At 72.3% G+C, this 21055-nt stretch carries 16 protein-coding genes and 2 pseudogenes; 9 read left to right on the top strand and 9 right to left on the bottom strand.

The genetic code is table 11. The features are described 5' to 3' along the window. Positions 1–232 precede the first annotated feature (232 nt). Together ACZ6K0_RS39485 and ACZ6K0_RS39480 are read right to left on the bottom strand one after the other, a co-directional pair. A pseudogene (locus tag ACZ6K0_RS39485) lies at positions 233–487 on the bottom strand (hypothetical protein); the annotation flags it as partial. A gap of 57 nt (positions 488–544) precedes the next feature. Continuing rightward, the gene (locus ACZ6K0_RS39480; RefSeq protein WP_469234872.1) at positions 545–1174 is read right to left on the bottom strand and encodes a DJ-1/PfpI family protein; all 630 of its coding nucleotides are present in this window, start codon (positions 1172–1174) and stop codon (positions 545–547) included. 129 nt (positions 1175–1303) lie between these two features. On the opposite strand from ACZ6K0_RS39480, the gene ACZ6K0_RS39475 reads away from it, so the two are divergent. Further along, positions 1304–2641 carry an aminotransferase-like domain-containing protein gene (locus ACZ6K0_RS39475; protein ID WP_469234870.1) on the top strand — a complete coding sequence of 446 codons (1338 nt, stop codon included), beginning with the start codon at positions 1304–1306 and terminating at the stop codon, positions 2639–2641. Between the two features lie 12 nt (positions 2642–2653). On the opposite strand, the gene ACZ6K0_RS39470 is transcribed toward ACZ6K0_RS39475, so the two are convergent. Further along, positions 2654–3535 carry a carbon-nitrogen hydrolase family protein gene (locus tag ACZ6K0_RS39470; RefSeq protein WP_376408437.1) on the bottom strand — a complete coding sequence of 294 codons (882 nt, stop codon included), beginning with the start codon at positions 3533–3535 and terminating at the stop codon, positions 2654–2656. 6 nt (positions 3536–3541) lie between these two features. Further along, positions 3542–5050, bottom strand: coding sequence for an APC family permease (locus ACZ6K0_RS39465; protein WP_469234868.1), 1509 nt, complete (start codon positions 5048–5050; stop codon positions 3542–3544). A 124-nt stretch (positions 5051–5174) separates the two neighbouring features. Between ACZ6K0_RS39465 and ACZ6K0_RS39460 the strand changes: the two genes are divergently transcribed. The 5 genes from ACZ6K0_RS39460 to ACZ6K0_RS39440 all read left to right on the top strand — a co-directional run bounded on the left by ACZ6K0_RS39460 (position 5175) and on the right by ACZ6K0_RS39440 (position 10254). Beyond that, positions 5175–5783 (top strand): TetR/AcrR family transcriptional regulator, encoded by a 609-nt coding sequence (locus tag ACZ6K0_RS39460; protein ID WP_376408442.1) that lies wholly within the window; start codon positions 5175–5177, stop codon positions 5781–5783. A 310-nt stretch (positions 5784–6093) separates the two neighbouring features. Continuing rightward, entirely contained in the window at positions 6094–7350 is a 1257-nt protein-coding gene (locus tag ACZ6K0_RS39455) for an NAD(P)/FAD-dependent oxidoreductase (RefSeq protein ID WP_469234866.1), read from the top strand. Between the two features lie 29 nt (positions 7351–7379). Next, the gene (locus ACZ6K0_RS39450) at positions 7380–8141 is read left to right on the top strand and encodes a DUF1365 domain-containing protein (RefSeq protein WP_376408562.1); all 762 of its coding nucleotides are present in this window, start codon (positions 7380–7382) and stop codon (positions 8139–8141) included. Further along, on the top strand, positions 8138–9445 hold the full coding sequence (locus ACZ6K0_RS39445) for a class I SAM-dependent methyltransferase (RefSeq protein WP_469234864.1): 1308 nt from the start codon (positions 8138–8140) through the stop codon (positions 9443–9445). Before ACZ6K0_RS39450 ends, ACZ6K0_RS39445 begins: the two co-directional genes overlap by 4 nt. Continuing rightward, the gene (locus ACZ6K0_RS39440) at positions 9442–10254 is read left to right on the top strand and encodes a DUF1295 domain-containing protein (protein ID WP_376408451.1); all 813 of its coding nucleotides are present in this window, start codon (positions 9442–9444) and stop codon (positions 10252–10254) included. The genes ACZ6K0_RS39445 and ACZ6K0_RS39440 overlap by 4 nt, the downstream gene beginning before the upstream one ends. Before the next feature lie 75 nt (positions 10255–10329). Here ACZ6K0_RS39440 and ACZ6K0_RS39435 read toward each other — a convergent pair whose 3' ends face one another. After that, positions 10330–11328 (bottom strand): MerR family transcriptional regulator, encoded by a 999-nt coding sequence (locus ACZ6K0_RS39435; RefSeq protein ID WP_469234862.1) that lies wholly within the window; start codon positions 11326–11328, stop codon positions 10330–10332. 155 nt (positions 11329–11483) lie between these two features. On the opposite strand from ACZ6K0_RS39435, the gene ACZ6K0_RS39430 reads away from it, so the two are divergent. Continuing rightward, positions 11484–13460, top strand: coding sequence for a hypothetical protein (locus ACZ6K0_RS39430; RefSeq protein ID WP_469234861.1), 1977 nt, complete (start codon positions 11484–11486; stop codon positions 13458–13460). 141 nt (positions 13461–13601) lie between these two features. Here ACZ6K0_RS39430 and ACZ6K0_RS39425 read toward each other — a convergent pair whose 3' ends face one another. Both ACZ6K0_RS39425 and ACZ6K0_RS39420 read right to left on the bottom strand, forming a co-directional pair. Next, entirely contained in the window at positions 13602–14606 is a 1005-nt protein-coding gene (locus ACZ6K0_RS39425; protein ID WP_469234859.1) for an Acg family FMN-binding oxidoreductase, read from the bottom strand. A 26-nt stretch (positions 14607–14632) separates the two neighbouring features. Beyond that, complete coding sequence (locus ACZ6K0_RS39420) at positions 14633–15256, bottom strand: CBS domain-containing protein (protein ID WP_469234857.1); 624 nt, start codon at positions 15254–15256, stop codon at positions 14633–14635. A 243-nt stretch (positions 15257–15499) separates the two neighbouring features. On the opposite strand from ACZ6K0_RS39420, the gene ACZ6K0_RS39415 reads away from it, so the two are divergent. Beyond that, complete coding sequence (locus tag ACZ6K0_RS39415; RefSeq protein WP_469234855.1) at positions 15500–16408, top strand: universal stress protein; 909 nt, start codon at positions 15500–15502, stop codon at positions 16406–16408. Positions 16409–16439: 31 nt separating this feature from the next. Here the strand turns inward: ACZ6K0_RS39415 and ACZ6K0_RS39410 are convergent. Both ACZ6K0_RS39410 and ACZ6K0_RS39405 read right to left on the bottom strand, forming a co-directional pair. After that, positions 16440–16793, bottom strand: a pseudogene (locus tag ACZ6K0_RS39410) (response regulator); the annotation flags it as partial. Between the two features lie 163 nt (positions 16794–16956). Further along, complete coding sequence (locus ACZ6K0_RS39405; protein ID WP_469234853.1) at positions 16957–19311, bottom strand: M9 family metallopeptidase; 2355 nt, start codon at positions 19309–19311, stop codon at positions 16957–16959. A gap of 300 nt (positions 19312–19611) precedes the next feature. Here ACZ6K0_RS39405 and gdhA point away from each other — a divergent pair, with 300 nt between their 5' ends. Beyond that, positions 19612–20958 (top strand): NADP-specific glutamate dehydrogenase, encoded by a 1347-nt coding sequence (gene gdhA, locus ACZ6K0_RS39400; RefSeq protein ID WP_469234851.1) that lies wholly within the window; start codon positions 19612–19614, stop codon positions 20956–20958. Positions 20959–21055: the final 97 nt, after the last annotated feature.

Genomic DNA, 21055 nt, shown 5'->3' with positions numbered 1-21055 from the left:
TCACGGGCCGCATGGAGCATCCGGGCAGGGCAACGCCTGCGTGCTCGGCCCCTCCCCCACGAGACGCGGCTGCCGCTTACGCCGCGACGATGCCACGGCAGGTTCCGCGCGTGAAGATCAAAGAAACTCCGCGAACGCTGCCTTAGACCTCACTGACGAACAAAGTGATCGAATCCTTGATCATCTCTTTGCTGCCGCAGGGGCTGAGGTCTTCGACGTCCGTGTGGTGGTGTCCCGGGCCAACGGCGGCGCGGAACTCGTCCAGGGAGAGGACGACGAGGTCGAGCTCCGGGGTGCGGTGCCCGGTGAACCGGGTGAGGTCCGTCGTCGCGTCATCGGCGAGTACGACGTACAGATCGTGGTCGGAGTGCTCGGTGGTCATGCCCTCGTGAGCCCGGGAGCCCTTGAGGACGAGGCCGACGACAGCGGCGTCGGCGGTGGCGAGGTCGACGAACGCGTCATACGTCATGGGGTTTCGCGTGGTCATTGCGCTGTCTCCGGCGTGGGGTTACGGGCAGGGAAGCCGGGTGCCCCGACCGGTTGTTCAGACGAAGGCGGGAGCGGGAGCGGGAGCCGGCAGGTACGGGGCGATGTTGCGCCAGGCGCGCTCGATGTATTCCTCCTTCTCGCCGACCGGGGCGACATAGTGCAGCGCGCTTTCGGCGGCGTCGGTGTCCCGGAGGCGGGCGATGACCCAGGCGGCGAGGTAGGGCGAAGCCAGGCAGCCGCCGGCGGTGGCGATGTTGTCCTTGGCGTAGAAGGGCTGGTTCAGCACCTCGACGCCGGCGGCGACGACCCAGGGCTTGGTGGTCAGGTCGGTGCAGGCGGGGATGTCGTCGAGCAGGCCGAGCCTGGACAGTACGAGCGCGCCGGAGCACTGCGCCGCGATGAGCTGGCGCGAGGGGTCCAGGCGGCGAAGGACGTCCATGATCGCCGGGTCCTCGACGACCTCCCGGGTGGCGATACCGCTGCCGACGATGACGGCGTCAGCGGCACAGGCCTCCTCAAGGGTGGACATCTGCTCGATGACCACGCCGTTCATCGACGTCACCTTGGGGCCGGGGGTGGCGATGGTGACGCGCCAGTCGTCGGACTTGACGCGGTTGAGCACTCCGAGCGCGATGAGGGAGTCGAGTTCGTTGTAGCCCTCGAAGGTGAGGATGGCGATGTGCACGGCGGCTGTCCTTCCGGCTGGGGGGTGGGGGCTGGGTGGGTCGGTGGATGGATGGGTGGGTGCGTGAGTGGGGACGGTAGGGGCCCGCGAACAGGACAGTCAAAGAATTGTCATGCATACAATCCGTGCATGGCAGCCCCGCGGTACAAGACGCTCGTCGACGCGCTCGCATCCGACATCCGGAGCGGGCGGCTCGCCGCCGGCGTGCGGCTGCCGACACACCGCGGGCTCGCCGCCCGTGAGGGCATCGCCGTGGTGACCGCGACGCGGGTGTACGCCGAGCTGGAAACGATGGGGCTGGTGAGCCGGGAACAGGGCCGCGGCACGTTCGTGCGTGACGTCGCGGTGCCCTCAGGACACGGCATCGATCAGCAGGTCGTCGCCACCGGCGCGGTCGACCTCAACTTCAACTATCCGTCACTGCCCGGGCAGGCAGACCTCCTTCGGCAGGCCCTGCGAGAACTGTCCACCTCCGGTGATCTCGACACGCTCCTGCGCTACCAGCCACATGCGGGGCGGCCCCAGGACAGGGCTTCGATCGCACGGCACCTGAGGCGTCGAGGAATCACCGCCGACGCGGAGCGGATCCTCGTCGTCAACGGTGCGCAGCACGGCCTGGCCGCCACCGTCATGGCCGTGCTCAACGCCGGCGACGTCGTCGCGGTCGACACCCTCACCTACCCGGGGTTCAAGGTGCTCGCGCATGCCTTCCACCTCGACCTGGCGCCCGTCCCCTCGACTGCCGCCGGGCCGGACCTCGATGCCCTCGAGAAGCTGTGCGCGACCCGCCCCGTGCGCGCGATCTACACCATGCCCACCCTGCACAACCCGCTGGGCTGGGTCATGCCGGCAACCGACCGGAACCGCCTGATCGAGATCGCTCGACGGCACGGGTCGCTCGTCATCGAAGACGCCTCCTACGCCTACCTGGTCGAGGACCCGCCGGCGCCGCTGGTCGCCACCGCCCCGGACATCACCGTCTACGTCTCGGGACTGTCCAAGAGCATCGCCACCGGCCTCCGGGTCGGCTTCGTCGTCGCCCCGCCGCCCGTGGTGCCGCTTCTCGAACGAGCGATCCGGGCGACGACCTGGAACACCCCGGCGCTCACCACCGCGATCGCCTGCAGATGGCTCGACGACGGCACGGTGGATCACCTGGAGGCGCAGAAGCGCGACGACGCCAAGGCCCGCCAGGCGCTGGCCGGACGAGAGCTGACAGGTCTCCCTCTCATCGCCCACCCCTCGTCCTACTTCACCTGGCTGCCGCTGCCCGAGGACGCGCGTGCCGATCGCCTGACCGCCACCCTCGCGCGTCGGCACATCTCGGTATCCACAGCGGAGCCGTTCTCCACCTCGATGCACACACCGCAGGCCATCCGCCTCGCTCTGGGCTCGACCGATCTGGACAGCCTCCGGTCGACGCTGCGGACGGTGCGGCACGTCGTCGTCGAGGACGCCGGCGCCTGACGCCGTCGGTCGCTACGCGGTCTCTTCCTTCGACCATTCCGGCGTGCGGAACGTCCCGCCGCCGTACATCGGGAGCCGCACCGACTCGCCGTACCGGGCGAGCTGGCTCCACGGGCGATTCATTCCGGAGGAGCCGTAGCGGCGTACGCGAGTGACGGCGTCGAGGTCGAGGACGTCGACGAGGATCTCCTCGCCTCCTCCTGCCTGCTGACGGATGATCCCTTCGGGATCGACGACGACGCTTCCTCCGAGTCCGGTGGGGTCGGAGGCGTTGATGTTGACGACGTAGACCTGGTTGGTCCAGGCGTTGGCGCGGGCGCAGACGAGTTCCATCTCGCGGTCGCGGGTGGGGGTCAGGGTGGGCTGGATGATGATCTCCGCTCCGAGCCAGGCGAGCTGGCGGGCGGTCTCCGGGAAGGAGCCGTCGTAGCAGATGGCCAGGCCCACCCGGCCGACGCCGGGGATGTCGAAGACGGTGAACTCGTGCCCCGGCGCGGTCTTCTCGTACGGCTGCCAGGGGAAGACCTTGCGGTAGCGGGCGACCGTCTCGCCCTCGGGTGAGACGGCGATGGCGGTGTTGTGGATGCGCCCGTCCTCGGCCTGCTCGTAGAGGCTTCCCGGGATCAGCCACAGCCCGGTCTCCACGGCGAGGGCGCAGATCCGGTCGGTGAGCGGGCCCGGGATCGTGACGGCCGCCCGTTCCATCCAGTCGTCGGCGCTCGGCTGGAGCAGGGCGCCTTCGGCCGCGAGCAGCAGTTCGGGGACGACGACGAGCTGGACGTGGGGGAACGTCGCCCGCACGGCCCGGACCTGGTCGGCGAACCGCTGCCAGCTCGCTTCGAGGTCGTGGGGTACGGGGGTGGTCTGGATCGCGGCGATGGAGAGCGTGCGCATGGGGTGTCAGTCCTCGGTGAGGGTGGGTTCGGCGACCGTGGTGCGGCCGTCGCGGAAGAAGCGGGGGAAACGGGTGCGGGCGACGAGCAGGGCCAGGGCTCCGGCGGCGATGGAGCCGGCGCCGAGGAGGAAGACGCCGCCGACGCCGTGGAAGGAGGTGTTGCCGTAGGCCGGGTCGTACATGTCGTGGGCGCTGCGGGCGAAGGCGGCCAGCATCGTCAGGCCGCCGAGCAGGGGCAGGATCCCGCGCAGCAGGAGGTCGCGCGGGGAGTCGAGGAGCCGTCTGCGGAAGTACCAGACGCAGGCCAGCGCGGTGGTGCCGTAGTAGCAGGCGATGAGCAGTCCGATGCAGAGGATGGCGTCGCCGAGGAAGCGGTCGGAGGCGAGGGTGAGCAGGACGAGCAGGCAGGCCGCCGCCGCGCCGAAGAAGAGGGTTCCGAAGGCGGGGGTGCGGTGGCGGGGGTGGATGCGGGCGAAGGCGCGGGGCAGGGCGCCATGGGCGGCCATGGACAGGGTGCCGCGGGAGGAGCCGACGAGGCAGGTGAGCAGGGCCGCGGTGGCCGAGACGCAGACGGCCAGTTCCATCACCTTGGCCGGCGCCGTGCCGAGTACGGGCGGGGCGAGGGTGGCCAGGATGTCGGCGGCGTTGTCGGGGTTGCCCAGCCCGGTGCCGGTGGCGCCCGTGCCGGCGAAGGCGATCGCCGCGAAGGCGGTGAACAGGTAGGTCCCCAGCAGTACGAGGGTGGAGATGACGGCGGCCTGGCCGGCGACGCGGTCCCCGTCGCGGGTCTCCTCGTTCGCGGTGATCAGCGCGTCCCAGCCCCAGTAGATGAACAGGCACAACAGGACGGCCTCGGCGAACGAGCCGAGATCGGGGAACGCGAAGGGGTCGAGCCACGCCGGAGACGGGGTGGCGGCGCCGTCGCGGGCGAGGGCCGCGGCGCCGAAGCCGAGCAGGGCGACCAGTTGGAGTCCGAGCAGCACGTACTGGACGGCGGCCGCGAGATGCAGTCCCCGGTAGGCGACCGAGGTGACCGCGGCCAGCAGTACGACGGCGGTGATCGTCACGGCGGCGCTGCTGGAGGCGAGGGAGTGCAGGCCGAGCAGGTGGAGCAGGTAGGTGGCGCCGACCTGGGACAGGGCCGTCATCGCGATGAGGGTGGCGATCTGGACGACCCAGCCGCCGGTGAGCCAGCCGGCCGTCGGCCCGAAAGCGCGGGTGGTCCACACGAACGTGGTGCCGCAGTCCGGCATCTCGCGATTGAGCTCGCGGAAGGCGAAGGCGGTGAGCAGGATCGGGACGAAGCCCAGCAGCAGGGCGGCCGGGGCGAGGTCGCCGACGATCAGGGTCACGAAGCCGAGGGTGACGGCGATGCTGTAGGCCGGGGCGACGGAGGACAGCCCGAGGGTGACGGCGGCGAGCAGGCCCACCGAGCCGCCCCGCAGCCCCTTGCCCGCCGGGACGGGCTCGGGCCCGAGCCCGGTTCTCGCCTCGGCGTCTGTCGGGTTGGGCATGATGCCTCCGTAGGGCCGCAGGTTTGTTAAACGCAGATTTAAGACTTGGCTCACTGGCCCGTCAATAGCTGCGTAGCTATTGTTAAATCCGCATGTAACCGAAGAGGTGAGAGGACCGACCGACGTGGCGCCACGGAAGGGCATCGGCAAGGAGGCCCGTCGGGCCGAGCTCGGCAAGGCGGTGGAACGCGCGCTGGTGGCGCGCGGCCTGGAGGGCCTGCGCCTGCGCGACATCGCGGAGGCGGCCGGTGTCACGCCCGCCGCCGTGCTCTACTACGGAGACCTGGACGCCCTCGTCCACGACACGTACCAGCGGGCGATCGAGCGCTACAGCCAAGAACGCGAGCAGACCGCGAACCGCTTCGACGACGCCCGCGACAAGCTCAAGGCCTGCATCGACCAGGGCGTCGCCGGCGGACCCGACGACGCGCTGACCCGACTGCTCTTCGAGTACTGGCCCCGTTGCCTGCGCGACGCCAGGGCCGCCGCGCTCGACAGCGCGCTGACGGAACGGCAGATCGCCGTGTACTCGGCCATCCTGGTACTCGGACAGGCGCAAGGTCATTTCGCCCTTCAGGACCCGCCCCGTCTGCTCGCCGCCAGCTTCGTCGCGATGGAGGACGGCTACCAGATGGAGATCCTCGCCGGCCGACGCACCCGGACCGAAGTGATCACCGCTCTGCACGCCTACGCGCGTGCCGTCACGGGCCACGATCCGGCCGACCGCCCGTGACGATCCGCGCGGTCGCGTGTCGTCTCCTGTCTGCCGGGCCGGGCGCCCAAAACGATGCGCAACCGCTGCGTCTTGAGCCGGAGGCTCCGTTCGCCGGAGCCTGAGGGGGAAAGAGCACCCGTCCGTACACCGGGCGGGACCAGAACCCCACCCGGCGAGGCCTGCGGCGGTGCCGCCGCCGACTTCTCGCGGGCGCCGTGGACGTGCCCGGGGAACCCGTACCCATCCGGACGGCCGACGGCACCGAACCACTCATGGGGAGGCTCCGCACGGCAGGGCCGCGGGCGCCCCGTGACGCGAAGGAGGACGGATGAACCGGCGAAGCATCGCGGTCGTCGGGGCGGGAGTGGCCGGCCTGACAGCCGCTCATGTGCTGTCGCGGACCTGCGACGTGGTGCTCTACGAGGCGGACGCCCGCCTCGGCGGGCACGCCCACACCCACGAGCTGCCGACCCGGGAAGGCGGCACCGTGCGCGTGGACACCGGCTTCATCGTCCACAACGAGCGCACCTACCCGCACCTGCTGCGGCTCTTCCACGAACTCGGCGTCGCCACCCAGGACGCCGAGATGAGCATGTCCGTCCGGTGTGACGGCTGCGGCCTCGCGTACGCGGGAGCTCGCGGCCCGCGTGGTCTGCTCGGCGGCGGCAACCTGCGCCGCGGCCGCCATCTGCGGATGCTCGCCGACGTACCGCGCTTCCACCGGGCGGCCCGCCGGCTGCTCGCGTCCGGGGACGACGACCGGACCTTCGGCTCGTTCCTCGAACGCGGCGGGTTCTCGCCGTACTTCGTCGGTCACTTCGCCGTCCCGCTCGTGTCCGCCGTCTGGTCCTGCGCGCCGGACACCGCGCTGCTGTACCCGGCGGCGTACCTCTTCCGGTTCCTCGACCACCACGGGTTGCTCTCCACCACCGGCTCGCCGCGGTGGCGGACGGTCACGGGAGGCTCCGGCGCCTACGTGGAGAAGGTGGCCAAGGGACTCGCGGCCGTCCGCACCGCCACCCCGGTCCGCGCGATCCGACGCGGCACGGACCAGGTGCGCGTGACCACCGACGACGGGGAGTCCGAGGTCCACGCGGCCGTCGTCGTCGCCGTCCACCCCGACCAGGCGCTGCGGATGCTCGCCGACGCCACCCCCGACGAGCGCCGGGTCCTCGGCGCGTTCACCTACTCCCGCAACCCCACGGTGCTGCACCGGGACAGCACCGTGCTGCCGGCCGCGCCCCATGCCCGCGCCTCGTGGAACTACTGGCTCCCCTCCTGCGACGCGCGCCCCGAGGCCGTCAAGGTCAGCTACGACATGAACCGGCTCCAGCGCCTCCCGGTGGACGAGCCGCACATCGTGACCCTCAACGCGGACGGCCGCGTCGACGAGCGCACGGTGCTCGCCCGCATGGTGTACGAGCACCCGGTCTACACCCCCCGCTCCGTCGCCGCCCAGCGCGAACTGCCGGGCCTCGCCACGTCCGTGACCGCCTTCGCCGGCGCCTATCACGGCTGGGGATTCCACGAGGACGGGTGCCGCTCCGGAGTCGAGGCGGCCCGGGCCCTGGGGGTGACCTGGTGACCGACCGCGCCGCACCCGCCACCTCCGCCATACCGGCCGCACCCGTCTCACCCGTGCCGGCCGATCTGCCCGCGCTCTACCCCTGCGAGGTCGCCCACACCCGCGTCGGGCCGGTGCGCCACACCCTGCGGCAGCGCACGTACCTGTGGCTCGTCGACCTCGACGCCCTGCCCCGGCTGCCCCGCCTCCTGCGGCCGCTGGCCCGCTTCGACGCCCGTGACCACTTCGGCGGGCGGGCCCCCACCCTCCGCGCCGGCCTCGACGCCTACCTCGCCTCCCACGGCGTACGGAACGCCGACGGACGGGTGCTGATGCTCGCCCACGCGCGCGTGCTCGGCCACGTCTTCAACCCGCTCACCCTGTACTGGTGCCACGACCGGACCGGCGGCCCCGTCTGCGTCGTCGCCGAAGTCCACAACACCTACGGCGGCCGGCACTGCTACCTCCTGCGGCCCGACGCCGCCGGACTCGCCGACGTCGCCAAGGACTTCTACGTCTCCCCGTTCCTCGACGTCGAAGGCTCCTACCGGATGCGCCTCCCGCTCCCCGGCGAGCGCCTCGACCTCACCGTCCAACTGCGGCACGGCGACGGGAGCCGGCCGCTGACCGCCACGGTCCGCGGCCGTCGCCGCCCGGCCGACGCGCGCGGCCTGCTCAAGGCGGCGCTGCGACACCCGTGGTCCACCGCCGCCGTCAGCGCCGGCATCCGGTGGCACGGGATCCGCCTGTACCTCAAGGGACTTCCCGTCCGTCCCCGTCCCGTCCCGCCCACCCGAGAAGGCATGCTGTGACCCTCTCCGTCCCGCCGGTCGTCCCCCTCGTCGCGGCGTCCGGCCGTCCGCCCGTCGACCCGGAGCGCTGGCCCGACGTCGCCCGTCTCCCGCGCGCCTCGGGCCTGCGCACGGCCATCGCCCGGCGCGTCCTCGCCCGTGCCTTCGCCCGGCTGCCGCTGCGGACAGGTCCCGGAGGCCCGCCCGGCTCCGTTCCCCGTCCCACCACCGGCGAGGCCGGCCCGCCCACCCTGACCCTGAACGACCCGGCCGCCTTCCACCGGCGGATCGGTGCCGACGGGCTGATCGGCTTCGGTGAGTCGTACATGGCCGGCGAGTGGGACAGCGACGACCTCGTGGGCCTCCTCACCGTGCTCGCCGCCCACGTCGACGACCTCGTACCGGCGCCGCTGCGCCGGCTCCGGGGCGCCTGGGTGCGCCGCCGCCCGGCCCGCGACCGCAACACCCTCGACGGCGCGCGCGACAACATCCACCGCCACTACGACCTGTCGAACGACCTGTTCGCCCGCTTCCTCGACCCGAGCATGACCTACTCCTCGGCCGTGTTCGACACCCTCCCCGCCACACCGGGGGAGTTCACCCCGGCCCAGCACCGCAAGATCGACCGCCTGCTCGACCTGGCCGGGGTCGGCCAGGGGACCCGACTCCTGGAGATCGGCACCGGCTGGGGCGAACTCGCCGTACGTGCCGCCTCGCGAGGCGCCGACGTCCTGACCGTCACGCTCTCCGAGGAGCAGCGCGCGCTCGCCTTGCGCCGGATCGCCGACGCCGGGGTGGCACACCGCGTGAGCGTCGAACTGCTCGACTACCGGCAGGTCCAGGGCCGTTACGACGCGGTGGTCAGCGTCGAGATGATCGAGGCGGTCGGCGCCGAGTACTGGCCCACCTACTTCGCCACCCTGCGCCGCCTGCTCGCGCCCGGCGGGGCCGTCGCCCTCCAGGCCATCACCATGCCGCACGAACGGATGCTCCGCACCGCCCGGACGCACACCTGGATCAGCAAGTACGTCTTCCCCGGCGGCCTCATCCCGTCACGGGACGCCCTCGCCCGCGAGAGCGCGGCCGCCGGCCTCGGCATCACCCACGACACCGGCTTCGGCGCGCACTACGCCGAGACGCTCCGGCTCTGGCGGGAGGCGTTCGTCCAGGAGTCGGCGGCGGTCGGAGCACTCGGCTTCGACCGGGTCTTCCACCGCATGTGGGAGCTGTACCTGGCCTACTCGGAGGCGGGCTTCCGCGCGCACTACCTCGACGTCCGCCAGCTCCGGCTCGTCGCCACGGATTCCCCCGGGGCGACCCGATGACCGCGTCGGCACTGGCGGTCAATCTCGCCGCGTCGGCCGGTGCGGCCCTCGCGGTGATGCTGGTGACCTTCGTGATCGCCTCGGTGAAGGGCGTCCACCGGATCGTCGACGTCGCCTGGGGCCTCGCGTTCGCCGCGGTCGCCGTCGTCACCTGGGTGCTGTCCGCCGGGTACGGGGACGACGGCCGGCGGCTCGTCGTCGCCCTCGCCACCTGCCTGTGGGGGCTGCGACTCGCGTTCCACATCGCCCGCAGGGGCCGCGGCCACGGCGAGGACCCCCGCTACGCGAAGATGCTGGCCCGGGCACCCGGCAACCCGGCGTTCTACGCACTGCGCAAGGTCTATCTGCTCCAGGGCGCGCTGGTCTGGCTCGTCTCCCTGCCCGTCCAGGCGGCGTCGTACCTCCCTGAAGGCGTGGACCCCCTGCTCGTCCTCGGCGTCGTCCTCTGGGCGGCGGGCCTCGCCTTCGAAGCGGTGGGAGACCATCAACTCGCCCGCTTCAAGGCCGACCCCGCGCATCAGGGGCGGATCATGGACCGGGGGCTGTGGAGCTGGACCCGGCACCCCAACTACTTCGGCGACTTCCTGGTCTGGTGGGGGCTTTACCTGACAGCCTGCGCAAGCCGGCAGACGGCTCTCCTCAGCCTGGTGTCGCCCCTGGTGATGAGCGCACTGCTCATCTGGGGGAGCGGCAAGCGGCTGCTGGAGGCCCACATGGCGCACCGGCCCGGTTACGCCGCCTACGCCGCCCGCACGAGCGGCTTCCTGCCTCGACCGCCACGCCGGCGCACGCGCACCGAGGCCCGATGAGGCCCGCCGTCGCCCCCGCCGCCGCCCGTGCGCCCGGCCCGCGACCGAGCCCGAAGGGAACGGCCCCCCACGGCCTCAGCCGACAGGGTTCCGGTCGCCGGAGGGCGCGGCGGTGCAGCGGCGGGTCAGGATGTCGAGGGCTTCGCGCAGCCCCGCGGGCCGCAGCATGCCCGGTGCGACCGGACGGCCGGCCCAGCCGGGGCCCGCAAGGAGTACGAGGGGATGGGTCCGGGCACCCCTGACGCCGAACGAGGTGTCGGCCACGTGCCGGGCCAGAGCGTGGCCGGCGGTCGAGCGGGACTGCGACCAGAGGACCACGGCCGTCGGGCCCAGCCGTCGCACCGCCGCGTCCAGAGCCTCGGCCGGTACCGCCGCACCGAACATGCGGGCCGGCAGGCCTTGTTCGGCGAGGCCGGCGGCCAGGGCCTCCAGCGCGAGGGTGTGCTGCTCGCCCGGGACGCAGGCGAGCAGCACCGGTGTCGTGTAACCCGGATACGACCGGGCGGAGCCCGCCAACTGCCGCAGAGTCGTGGAGATGTGCCAGGACATGAGGTGCTCGACCTCGACGTACCGGTCGCCCGACGACTCCCACTTGCGTCCGACGGCGTGCAGGGTGGGCACGAGCACCTCTTCCCACGAGGTGACGAGCCCGTGTGTCGCGACCAACTCGCGCAGCAGCGTGTCCATGGTGGGGCTGTCGAGGCGTACGGCCGCCCGGGCCAGTCCCCGGAACTCCCGGTGGACCTCGCCCAGAGGCAGCCCGTTGCCGGACCCGGGGGCCCGTGCCGGCACGGAGGCGCCGGGCGGCGCGGACGACGGCACGGGCCGCTGTCCGGCGTGGGCCCTGGCCACCCGGGCCGCCTCGGCCGGTGGCATGCCCGATGTGGTGAGCCGGCACATCTCCTCAAGGACGGCGATGTCCGTCGGCGACCAGCGCCGATGCCGACCGTTCTCCCGGACCGCCGGACCGATCCCATAGCGCTGATCCCACGATCGCAGCGTGGTGGGGGAGACCCCCAGGCGTCGGGCCACGGTCCCCGTCGTGACCCCGACCCCGTGTGTCAGATCGGTCATGCATCCATGGTACGACGCACGAACGACGCGAGTGCGGCGTCATCACACCGGAGGACTCTCAGAGCACCCGTACGAGGTAACCGCTCCACAGTGCTGTCGTTGACACGGGCATGCAGTCGCACGCACGCCTTCCGGACACCGGCATATCCCCCACCGTGTCCACCCGCCCTACCCGCCCCACCCGCAACGACGCCGAGGCCGCCCTCGTCGAGCACTACCCACAGCTCGTCCGGCTCGCCCACCTGATCCTCCCGCCCTCCCTCGGGAGGCACCGCCGCCTGCTCACCGCGCACGCCCTCGCGCAGAAGTCCTTCTCGGCGGCGGCCCCTTCACCCTCGGGCCCGGCCCCCGACCCGACGGTTCCCGCGCAGCGCGGAGAGCCGGACCCGGTCCTCGCCTGGCTGCGGCAACGCGTCGTGTCCGCCGCCCTGCGTGCGGCGGCCCACCCCCTCCGGTCCCGCGGCCGGCACCCGCTCCCCGCCGTCCTCGGGCTCAGGCTCTTCCCACGGGCCGGTGCCGACGACGAAGTCGCGCTGGAATCCGCACTGGCCGCCGCGACCCCGGAGGTGCGGGCCGCCTTCGCCCTGCGCGTCCTCGAAGGACTGGGCGCGCAACCCACCGCCCGCCTTCTCGCCGCCGAGGGCGTCACCGCGCCGGACGACGCCGTCCGCGCCGCCGATCGCCTCCGCGCCGACCTCGGCACCGATGCCGAACTGCTGCTGCACGGCGCCGAGTTCGACCCGTGCACCGTGCAGGCGCGACCGACGGACCTGCTGCGCCGCCGGCACCGTACGCGCCTCGCCGGCCTCGCCGCCGTCGCCGCGCTGCTCGCCGCGTCCACCGTCGCCGTGCTCACCCCGCGGCCGGAGCCGGCGGCACCCGTACCGCCGCCCGCCACGGCCCTCGCCGCCGCGTCCGCCCGCGCGTCCGACCCCGGGCTCCTGGTCCGTACCCCCGGGGACCTGTGGGCCGACACCGGGCGCGTCGACTTCACCGCGTGGCCCGCCCGCGGGGGGCGGACCGGCGACACGGCCCTGCTGTCCCGCGCGCTCGACGCCTGGGCGCGGGGCCCCGGCGACCCGGCCGGGGTCCGGGTGACCGTCACGCCGGGTACGCCGACGACGCCACCCGCCGCCCCCGCCCGACTCCTCTTCGCCGGAACGGTCGACGACTCGGCCGTCGTCCTCCTCCACGACGGCGGCCGGCTCGTCCGGTACGCCGAGCCGCTCGCGGGCCGGGGCCGAGCGCTCCTCGAACTCGCCCGGGCCGACGAAGCGGACGTGACCTCCGGCGCGGCCGTGGCGGTCGGCAGGACGCCGGAGGGCGCGCGGTTCCTGCTGGCCCCCTGGATCGACGAGAGCGCGGTGCGCGACCTCCTGAGGCCCGAGGTGCCGGCCCGGCGGCTGGCCGTCTCCGGGGACGGCGTCACCGACCCCGTACCGAAGGCGTCGGGCGACTGCCGGCGCGTTCCGGCGCTCCAGGTGCGGTCGTCCACCCGGATCGTCGAGGACCACTCCTTCCTGCTGGCGGACCTCGGCGAGCCCGGCCCCGTGCACCTGACGTGGACCCCGGCGCCGGGGACCGGAGCTCCCGCGCGCCAGCCGCGCGAGGCGACGTCGGCGGCGGGGCTCGCCGCTTGGGCCCGGTCGGCGTGCGCGCTGCCGGGTCTTTCGGGGACGGGCGTACGGGCCGTGAACCGGTGGGAGTTCGCCCAGCAGACCCTGCCGGAGCGGGCCGGACGCGCCACCTGGACGTGCACCCGCGCGGAAGGCTGGGACGGGCGCGCCCGTGTGGCGGTGGCTTGGGAGGGTCCGGACGCGCGTACCCGGCCGACGCCGGTACGGGTGCCGGGCCGGACACCCGCGGACACGGCGGCGTGCAGCCGCTTCGGCCAGCACATGCTGGCGGGGACGTACTGGACGGCACCGTCGGGGACGCGCTGGTTCCTCGCCGCCGGCAGCCGTGCCCTGACCGCGGTCACCGCCCGGGGACCCGTCTCCGCCACCGCACGAGGACAGGTCCTGGCCGTCCGGGCGAACGCGGCCGGCCAGGTCCGGCTGACGGGCACGGTGCCCGGCTCCGCCGACCTTCACGGCTGGGGGGAGAACGAGCGGGAATCCGGCGGTTCTTGAGGCGGGCACGTTGACCGGAAAGACGGCGGCCATGAGGGCCGCCGTCGCGCGGGCACTCGCCCGACGTGTCCGCGGGACCGCGAGTCCGGCGGCCAGCGGGGCCGTGACGGCGGACCGCGACGGCGGATCCCGGCGGGCCGCTCATGCGAAGGTGAGGACGTCCGAGGCGGGCCTGCGAGGGGTGGCCCGGCCTTCGGGGCCGTAGCCCAGGCGGATCACCATGTGGACGAAGCCGACCGCCGAGTCGGGATCGCGTGCTTCGGTACGGAGTTCCGGCCATTCGAGCGGCTGCGACATGAGCGAGGTGGCGAGTCCGTCGAGGGTGGCTTGGAGCAGGACCCTCTGCATGGCCTGGCCGGCCTTCAGCCACGCCTCCGGGGTGTCCTCGGCCGTCCCGAGCAGCGCGATCTGCGGCCTCTTCTCGAAGCGCGCCGACGACCGGCCGGGTACCTGCTGCCGGGCGCCGAAGTCCCTGACCGGGGAGGTCACGTCGTACTGCCGCGGGCCGAAGGCGTACGAGGGGATGCCCTCGGTGTCGGGCCCTTCCCCCGCCGCACCCGTGCGGGTCCAGGCGGTGATCTCCGCGCGTACCGCCTCGTCCGCCGCCTCGAACAGTTCGGAGACGTGGACGAGATGCAGGACGGCGTCCGTGTGCCACGCCCCCGGGACGATCAGCCGGCAGCCCTCGAGCACGGCCGCGGCACAGAGCCCGTCGATGACCTCGGAGGGCACGCGCTCCTCGGTGTAGGGGAACCGGCTGGTATGCCGGCGAGCCAGAGCCGCATGGAGCGTGCCCAGGTCGCCGTCCCCGCCGGCGTCGTCGGGGACGTCGGGGCCGTCGAAACGTACGTCGGCGAGCCGCCAGGGGTCGCCGGGGGAGGGCAGCAGCCGGACCACCGGGCGCAGACCCCGGTGGACGGCGGAGACCCGCAGGCCGAACAGCGCGGCACCGCACCCGATGTGGAGGGACCGATGGTCGGGGTCCTGGCGCGGCATGCCGCGCGAGGGGTCGCCGTACAGCTCGATGGTGTCGGTGCCCGTTCGGTGGACGAACCTCCAGGGCTGGGCGTTGTGCATCGACGGGGCCGTGACGGCGTCCTCGATCAGCGAGGTCACGAGCGGCCTGGGCAGCGCGGTGGTGGACACGGGTCGTCCTGTCTGTGCGTGGGGGATCACGGGGAGTAGTCGTAGGCCGTCCGCGTGGACGGGGCGAGGCGCGTGTCGTCCTCACGGACGGACAGCCGGTCCGCGACGGCGACGACGCCGTCCACGCGCTCGGCCAGCCGCAGCAGCATCACGGCCCGGCTCCGCCGCCGGACCCCGCCGGTGAGGGTCACGACACCGTCCAGGACGTGCACGTCCACCGCGTCCTCCGGCAGCCCCATGGCATCCACGAGGACGTCGACCCGTATGCGGTGCCGAATCTCCGGGTCCGGGCGGAGGAAGACACAGAGCAGATCGCGGCGGGTCACGATGCCCACCAGCCGTTCCTCCTCGTCGACCACGGGAAGGCGTTCCACCCCGCGGCGCACCATCAGCCGGGCGGCGTCCGCCACCGGCTCCTCGGCGTGCACCGTGACGGCCGGGACGGTCATCAGATCCCGGGCGACGAGGGCCCGGCGGGCCAGGAGATCGCTCTCGGAGACGACTCCGACCACATGATCGTCCTCGTCCACGACGGGCAGCCCGCTGATGCCGTGCTCGGCGAGCAGCTTCGCCAGCTCCTTGAACGACGTGTCCGGGAGGGCCGTGACCACGTCGTCGGTCATCAGGCCACCGACCTTCAGGTGCTTCATCGCGTGCCTCCCGCTCCGGCCGTCGACGGTGGACCAACCCCCGTGTCACCACCGTCCACCGCCCGGCGGGCGTCCGCGAGGGGCCGAACGGTCCACCGTCGGGCCCGACCGGGCCTCGGCCGGGTGCCTCGCCGCCACCGAGGGGACCTTTGGCCCCACCTGTTTCCCCAGGAGGCCCTCCGGCCTCCCAGGGGGCAGGTGCGAGAGTGGAAGCAGCGCTCATGGACCCGACGAGGAGGAACCATGGCCGGAACGACGGGCCCGGGCCCTCAAGGCCTCGGAAGGGTCGCCGTCGGTGTCGACGGTTCACCGTCCGCGCAGGCGGCGGCTTTGTGGGCCGCGGATGAGGCGGCGCTGCGAGGCTCCGGACTCTCCGTGGTCCACGCGACGGACACGGACGCGCCGGCTCGCCTCCTCGTCCCCGCGGACATCGACCGGAGCCGACGGACCGGCCAGGAGATCCTCGACCGCACCGCCGACGCCGTCACCACGCGCCATCCCGACCTGCCGCTCGTCAAGGAACTCGGCAGGGGCTCGCCTGCCGACAGCCTGCGCCACGCCGCCGCACTGAGCGGCACGATCGTGGTCGGACACCGGGGCCTCGGCGGATTCTCCTCACTCATGCTCGGATCGGTCGGCCTCCGGGTCGCCGCCACCGCGACCACACCGGTGGTCGTGGTGCGCGGGCCCGCGGAGTCCGCCGAGCCCGGAGCCGTACTGACAGGGGTCCGGGACGACGCCGACCTCGGCTGCGCCCGGGCGGCGGCCCGCGAAGCCCTGCTCCGACAGGTGCCCCTGCGGCTCCTGCACGTGTGGAACACGGCCTCTCACCCCGGTACACGGCTGTTGCCGCGCAACGGCGCCGGAGGGAACGCTCAGGAACACGTGCGCGCGCTGACCGATGTCGCCGATCGCCTCCGGGGCGAGTTCCCCGCACTGACGATCGACATCGAGGGCGACAGGAACACCAGCGTGCCCGGAGCGCTCGTCGAAGCGTCCGGTCAGGCCGCCCTCGTCGTCGTCGGCGGCCGACGGGCCCCCGGGTACCTCGGACCGACGCTGGGCCGGACCACGCTCACCCTGCTGCAACACGCCCACTGCCCGGTGATGCTCATCCCCCGGCACGGACCCGGACACGGGAGCACCTCGTGACCGGCACCACGGAGGACCGGCCGCCGCGTGCGCTCGACTTGATCTGCTTGAGCACGTAGCCCGCCGCCCCCGCCGTGATCGCGTCCAGGAGCGCGTCCTCGTCGTCGAACGAGGTCAGCATCAGGCACGCCGGACCGGGCATCCGCGCGCGCAGTTCCCGGCACACGCCGATCCCGTCGCCGTCGGGCAGCCGTACGTCGAGGACGGCGACGTCCGGCCGCAGAGCGGGCCCCCTGGCCAAGGCCTGGTCGGCCGTGGCCGCCTCACCGACCACCTGCATGTCGGGCTCGTCGTCGATCAGATCGCGCAGGCCCCGCCGGACGACCTCGTGATCGTCCACGAGGAAGACCCGCGTGGGTGCGTCGCTTGCCGGCAGATCGGTCATGGCGATCCCTGTGGTCGATGGGCCCGTACAAGCCCTCACAAAGATCGTCTGTCCTCGGTCGCCCCGGCGCGAACGAGCCACGGACGAGACACGGACGAGCCACGGACGAGCCACAGACCAAGGGGCCGTTCCGGAGAGATCCGGAACGGCCCCGTCGAGCTGCTTACTTGGACTGCGTGGAGAGGCTCACTCCGCTGAAGTCCTGCGCGGCGGCGAGGCTGAAGTAGACCCAGCCGGACGGCGGGTTGTCGATCGTCAGGGTCTCGTTGTTGCCGGCGTTCGTGGACTTCGACTGGTAGCTGCCGGTGGTGGCCCAGCTGCCGCCGCCGTAGTACAGGTCGGCGTTGCCGGTGCCGCCGCTGCTGGTGATGGTCAGCTGCTTGGTGCCGGCCGGCAGGTACACGAAGTGGTAGCTGTAGTTGCCGGTGGCGGCAGCGAGGTTGTCCCGGCGGCAGTTCTTGTCGAACTGACGGGGGTCGCTGATGGTGCAGAGCGGGGTGGTCGGGGCGACGACCGAGGCCTCCGGCAGGGGGCCGCAGTCGGCGGTCGCGCAGGTGGTGGCCAGCCAGGTGGCGAAGCCGGCGTCGTAGCTGGTGCCGATGGTCTGCTTCAGGAAGGTGCGGGCACCGTTCCAGTCACCCGTGCGGTACTTGTTGAGGACCGTCTCCATGTCGGCGGGGTGCGCCTGGAGCATGTAGCGGACCGCGAGCCAGCCCCAGCGGTAGACGCGGTTCGAGTTGACCTCGGGGTCCTCGTCCTGGCCGTACACGGTGTCGAACAGGTCGCTCAGCTTGTACGTGTTCTTGCCGGCCTCGGCGATCGCGTCGGCGTTGCGCTCGTTGCGGTAGCCGTACGAGATGTTCTCGGCGATGCCCTCGACCCACCAGATGGTCGGCGTGACGATGCCGGCCTCGAAGTCGCCGTACATGTTGTAGCGGCCGTCGAGGTAGTGGGTGTACTCGTGGTTGAGGTTCCAGATCTGGAAGTCCGGGCGCAGCCAGTGGGCCTCGTGGGCGATGAAGCGGGCCTGGTTGCCGGGGACGGCCGGGTTGCCCTCCTCGTACATGCCGCCGTTGTCGACGTCGATGTTGTAGATCGCCCAGGCGTACAGCGAGTAGTTGGTGTAGTCGTCGAAGACGACGACCTCGAGGTTGGTGTTCACGTCACCGGGGATCGCGCCCTTGTCGCCGATGACCCGGTGGAAGTAGGCGTCCTGGTTGATCAGGCTGGTGCAGGTGCTCGCCAGCTGGTCCGGGGACACGTCCTGGGCGCGGATCTTCAGGCCCGCGTTGCAGGTGTGCTGGATCGGCAGGATCACCGGGAGCACGCGGTCGCCGAGGTCGCAGATGGCGTAGGCCGCGCAGTTGCCGCGGTCGTACTGGCGCGTGTACCAGCCCAGGTTCATGGTGATCGGCGCGGTGGGGCCGACGTTCGGGTAGCGGTTGATCAGGTCCTTCAGCAGCGGCCGGACCCGGTCCTTGAGCTCGGGGATGTCGAGGGCGTAGCCGAGGTAGCGGCCGACGTTGCTGACGACGTCCAGGCGGTTGAGCTGCGCGCCGTTGCGCGTGATGAAGCCGGCCCAGGTGTCGAGGATGGCGGGGTCGGCCTTGAGGGCGGCCCGCCAGCCGCGGTCGTCGTTCTTGGCCTTGAAGCCGTTCTCGACGACCCACTCGACGTGCTGCATCGAGAGGTTCATCTGGCTCGGCCAGGTGCCGTCGTAGCTGCCGAGCAGCCACTTGACGACGCCGGCGTAGCGGCCGGCGGCGTGGGTGCTGTCGATCAGCGTGACGACCTCGTTGAGGATCTCGCCGTTGGCGTCGGTGACGTCCTTGCTGCGCGGGGCGGCGAAGAACGCGTCCAGCGCGCCGCGGGCCGCGGTGTCCAGCGCCGTGCCGTAGTCGCCGACGACGTCCGCGTGGTTGTCCTGCACGTAGTAGCCGGCGCGCAGGAACAGCACCAGCTGGCCGATGTCGGCGTTGTTGTTGCCCGCGTACGTGGCGGAGGCGTCGCGCAGCGCGTTGGCGACGGTCACCATCTGGGGCTCGCGGAAGGCCTTGCGCGCGTCCTCGCCGGTGAGGTTGAACAGCGGGTAGGTACAGGTGATCTGGGGGAGCGCCTTGAGCTGCTGGACCAGCGCGCTGCCCGTGGCGTTGATGACGCCGGAGAGGTCGCCGCACTCGTCCGCGGCGAGGGCCGAGGACAGCCTGCCGGTCTTGTCGGTCTTGCCCGTCCTGGCGGACTTGACGGCCGGGGCGGGTGCCGGCGAGGTCTCCTCGGCGCTGTCCTGCGAGGAGATCCGGAAGCGGGAGCCGTTGCTCATCGCGTCGGGCGACTTGGGGACCGGGATCGACCGCGGTGCCGAGTCCGCGGATCCCTGGGCCTGCGACGGGGCCGGGGCCGTGGCGCCGACGGAGGCGGCCTGGCTCTGTGCCGTGAACAGGCCGAGGGTGAGGAAGACGGCCGCGCCGAGTGCAGGAAGTCTGCGCGCGTTGGCCTTCGATATCCGGAAGGGATGCATCTGTGGGGGCCTCCGGGGCCGTTGTGGCCGCGTGCTGGGACACGAGGCGACTGATGTGTGACGTGTAAAATTTCACATGTCGCATCGCACTGGAAGTCTTTCGGACACATTGGCCGGCTTCCGCAACTGAAACGTTGTCAACTCGGCGAGCCGGAAGCCGCGTCCCCCTCCCCTCCCTCGGCCGTTCTCGACGCCCACGCGTTGGACACGGTCTGGACGCTCGCCCGGTTGTCTGATCGGCTCGGCACGAACACTTCCGGACCGTGCGGGATCCGGAGCCGAGGAAAGCGGGACACAGCGGTGAACGTGAACGAACACATCGAGGCCGTCTACGCGGAGGTCTGCCGACGCAACCCCGGAGAGGTCGAGTTCCACCAGGCGGCGACCGAGGTGCTGGAGTCCCTCGGTCCCGCCCTGGAACGGCATCCCGAGTACGCCGAGACGGGAATCCTGGAACGGCTGGTCGAGCCCGAGCGGCAGCTGCTCTTCCGGGTCCCCTGGGTCGACGACCAGGGTGCGGTGCGGGTCAACCGGGGCTTCCGGGTGGAGTTCAACAGCGCCCTCGGCCCGTACAAGGGAGGCCTGCGGTTCCACCCCAGCGTCAACCTCGGCATCGTGAAGTTCCTCGGCTTCGAGCAGATCTTCAAGAACGCGCTGACCGGGATGGCGATCGGCGGCGGCAAGGGCGGGGCCGACTTCGATCCCAAGGGCCGCTCCGACGGCGAGATCATGCGTTTCTGTCAGTCCTTCATGACCGAGCTCTACCGTCACCTGGGCGAGCACACCGACGTGCCCGCCGGCGACATCGGTGTGGGCGGTCGTGAGATCGGCTACCTCTTCGGCCAGTACAAGCGGATCACCAACCGCTACGAGTCCGGCGTGCTCACCGGCAAGCCGGTCGGCTGGGGCGGCTCCCACGTCCGTACCGAGGCGACGGGCTACGGCGCGGTGTACTTCGCCGAGGAGATGCTCGCCACCCGCGGCGCCGCCTTCGACGGGCGCCGGGTGGTGGTCTCCGGATCCGGGAACGTGGCCGTGTACGCCGCGGAGAAGGTGCACGCCCTGGGCGGCCGCGTGGTGGCCTGCAGCGACTCCTCCGGATACCTCGTCGACGAGGACGGCATCGACCTGGACCTCCTGAAGGACATCAAGGAAGTGCGCCGGGTCCGGATCTCGGCCTACGCGGAGGCGAAGCCGACCGCGCGCTTCTCGGCCCGCGGCACGGTGTACGACGTCCCCTGCGACATCGCCCTGCCCTGCGCGACCCAGAACGAACTGGGTACCGACGATGCCGTCGCCCTGGTCAAGCACGGAGTCCTCGCGGTCGCCGAGGGCGCGAACATGCCCTGCACCCCCGAGGCGGTGAAGGTGTTCCGCGAGGCGGGGGTCCTCTTCGGCCCCGGCAAGGCCGCCAACGCCGGCGGGGTGGCCACCTCGGCGCTGGAGATGCAGCAGAACGCGGCCCGCGACAGCTGGTCCTTCGAGCAGACCGAGGCCCGGCTCGCCGCGGTCATGCGCGGCGTCCACGCCGAGTGCCGCGCCACCGCCGAGTCGTACGGCGGCCGCCCGGACGACTACGTGCTCGGCGCCAACGTGGCGGGCTTCCTGCGGGTGGCGGAGGCCATGGCGGCGCAGGGCGTCATCTGACCGGCCCCGCCCTGGGCTTCATCCGCACGGCCCCGCCGGGATGCCCCCCGGTCCGGTAGTGGGCAGGCTGGTGCCTCCGGACCGGCTCGTCGCCGAC

This window comes from Streptomyces sp. NPDC042346 (assembly GCF_055581845.1).
Note: the sequence above shows the minus strand (reverse complement) of the source record. Positions and strands in the feature narration are given on the sequence as shown.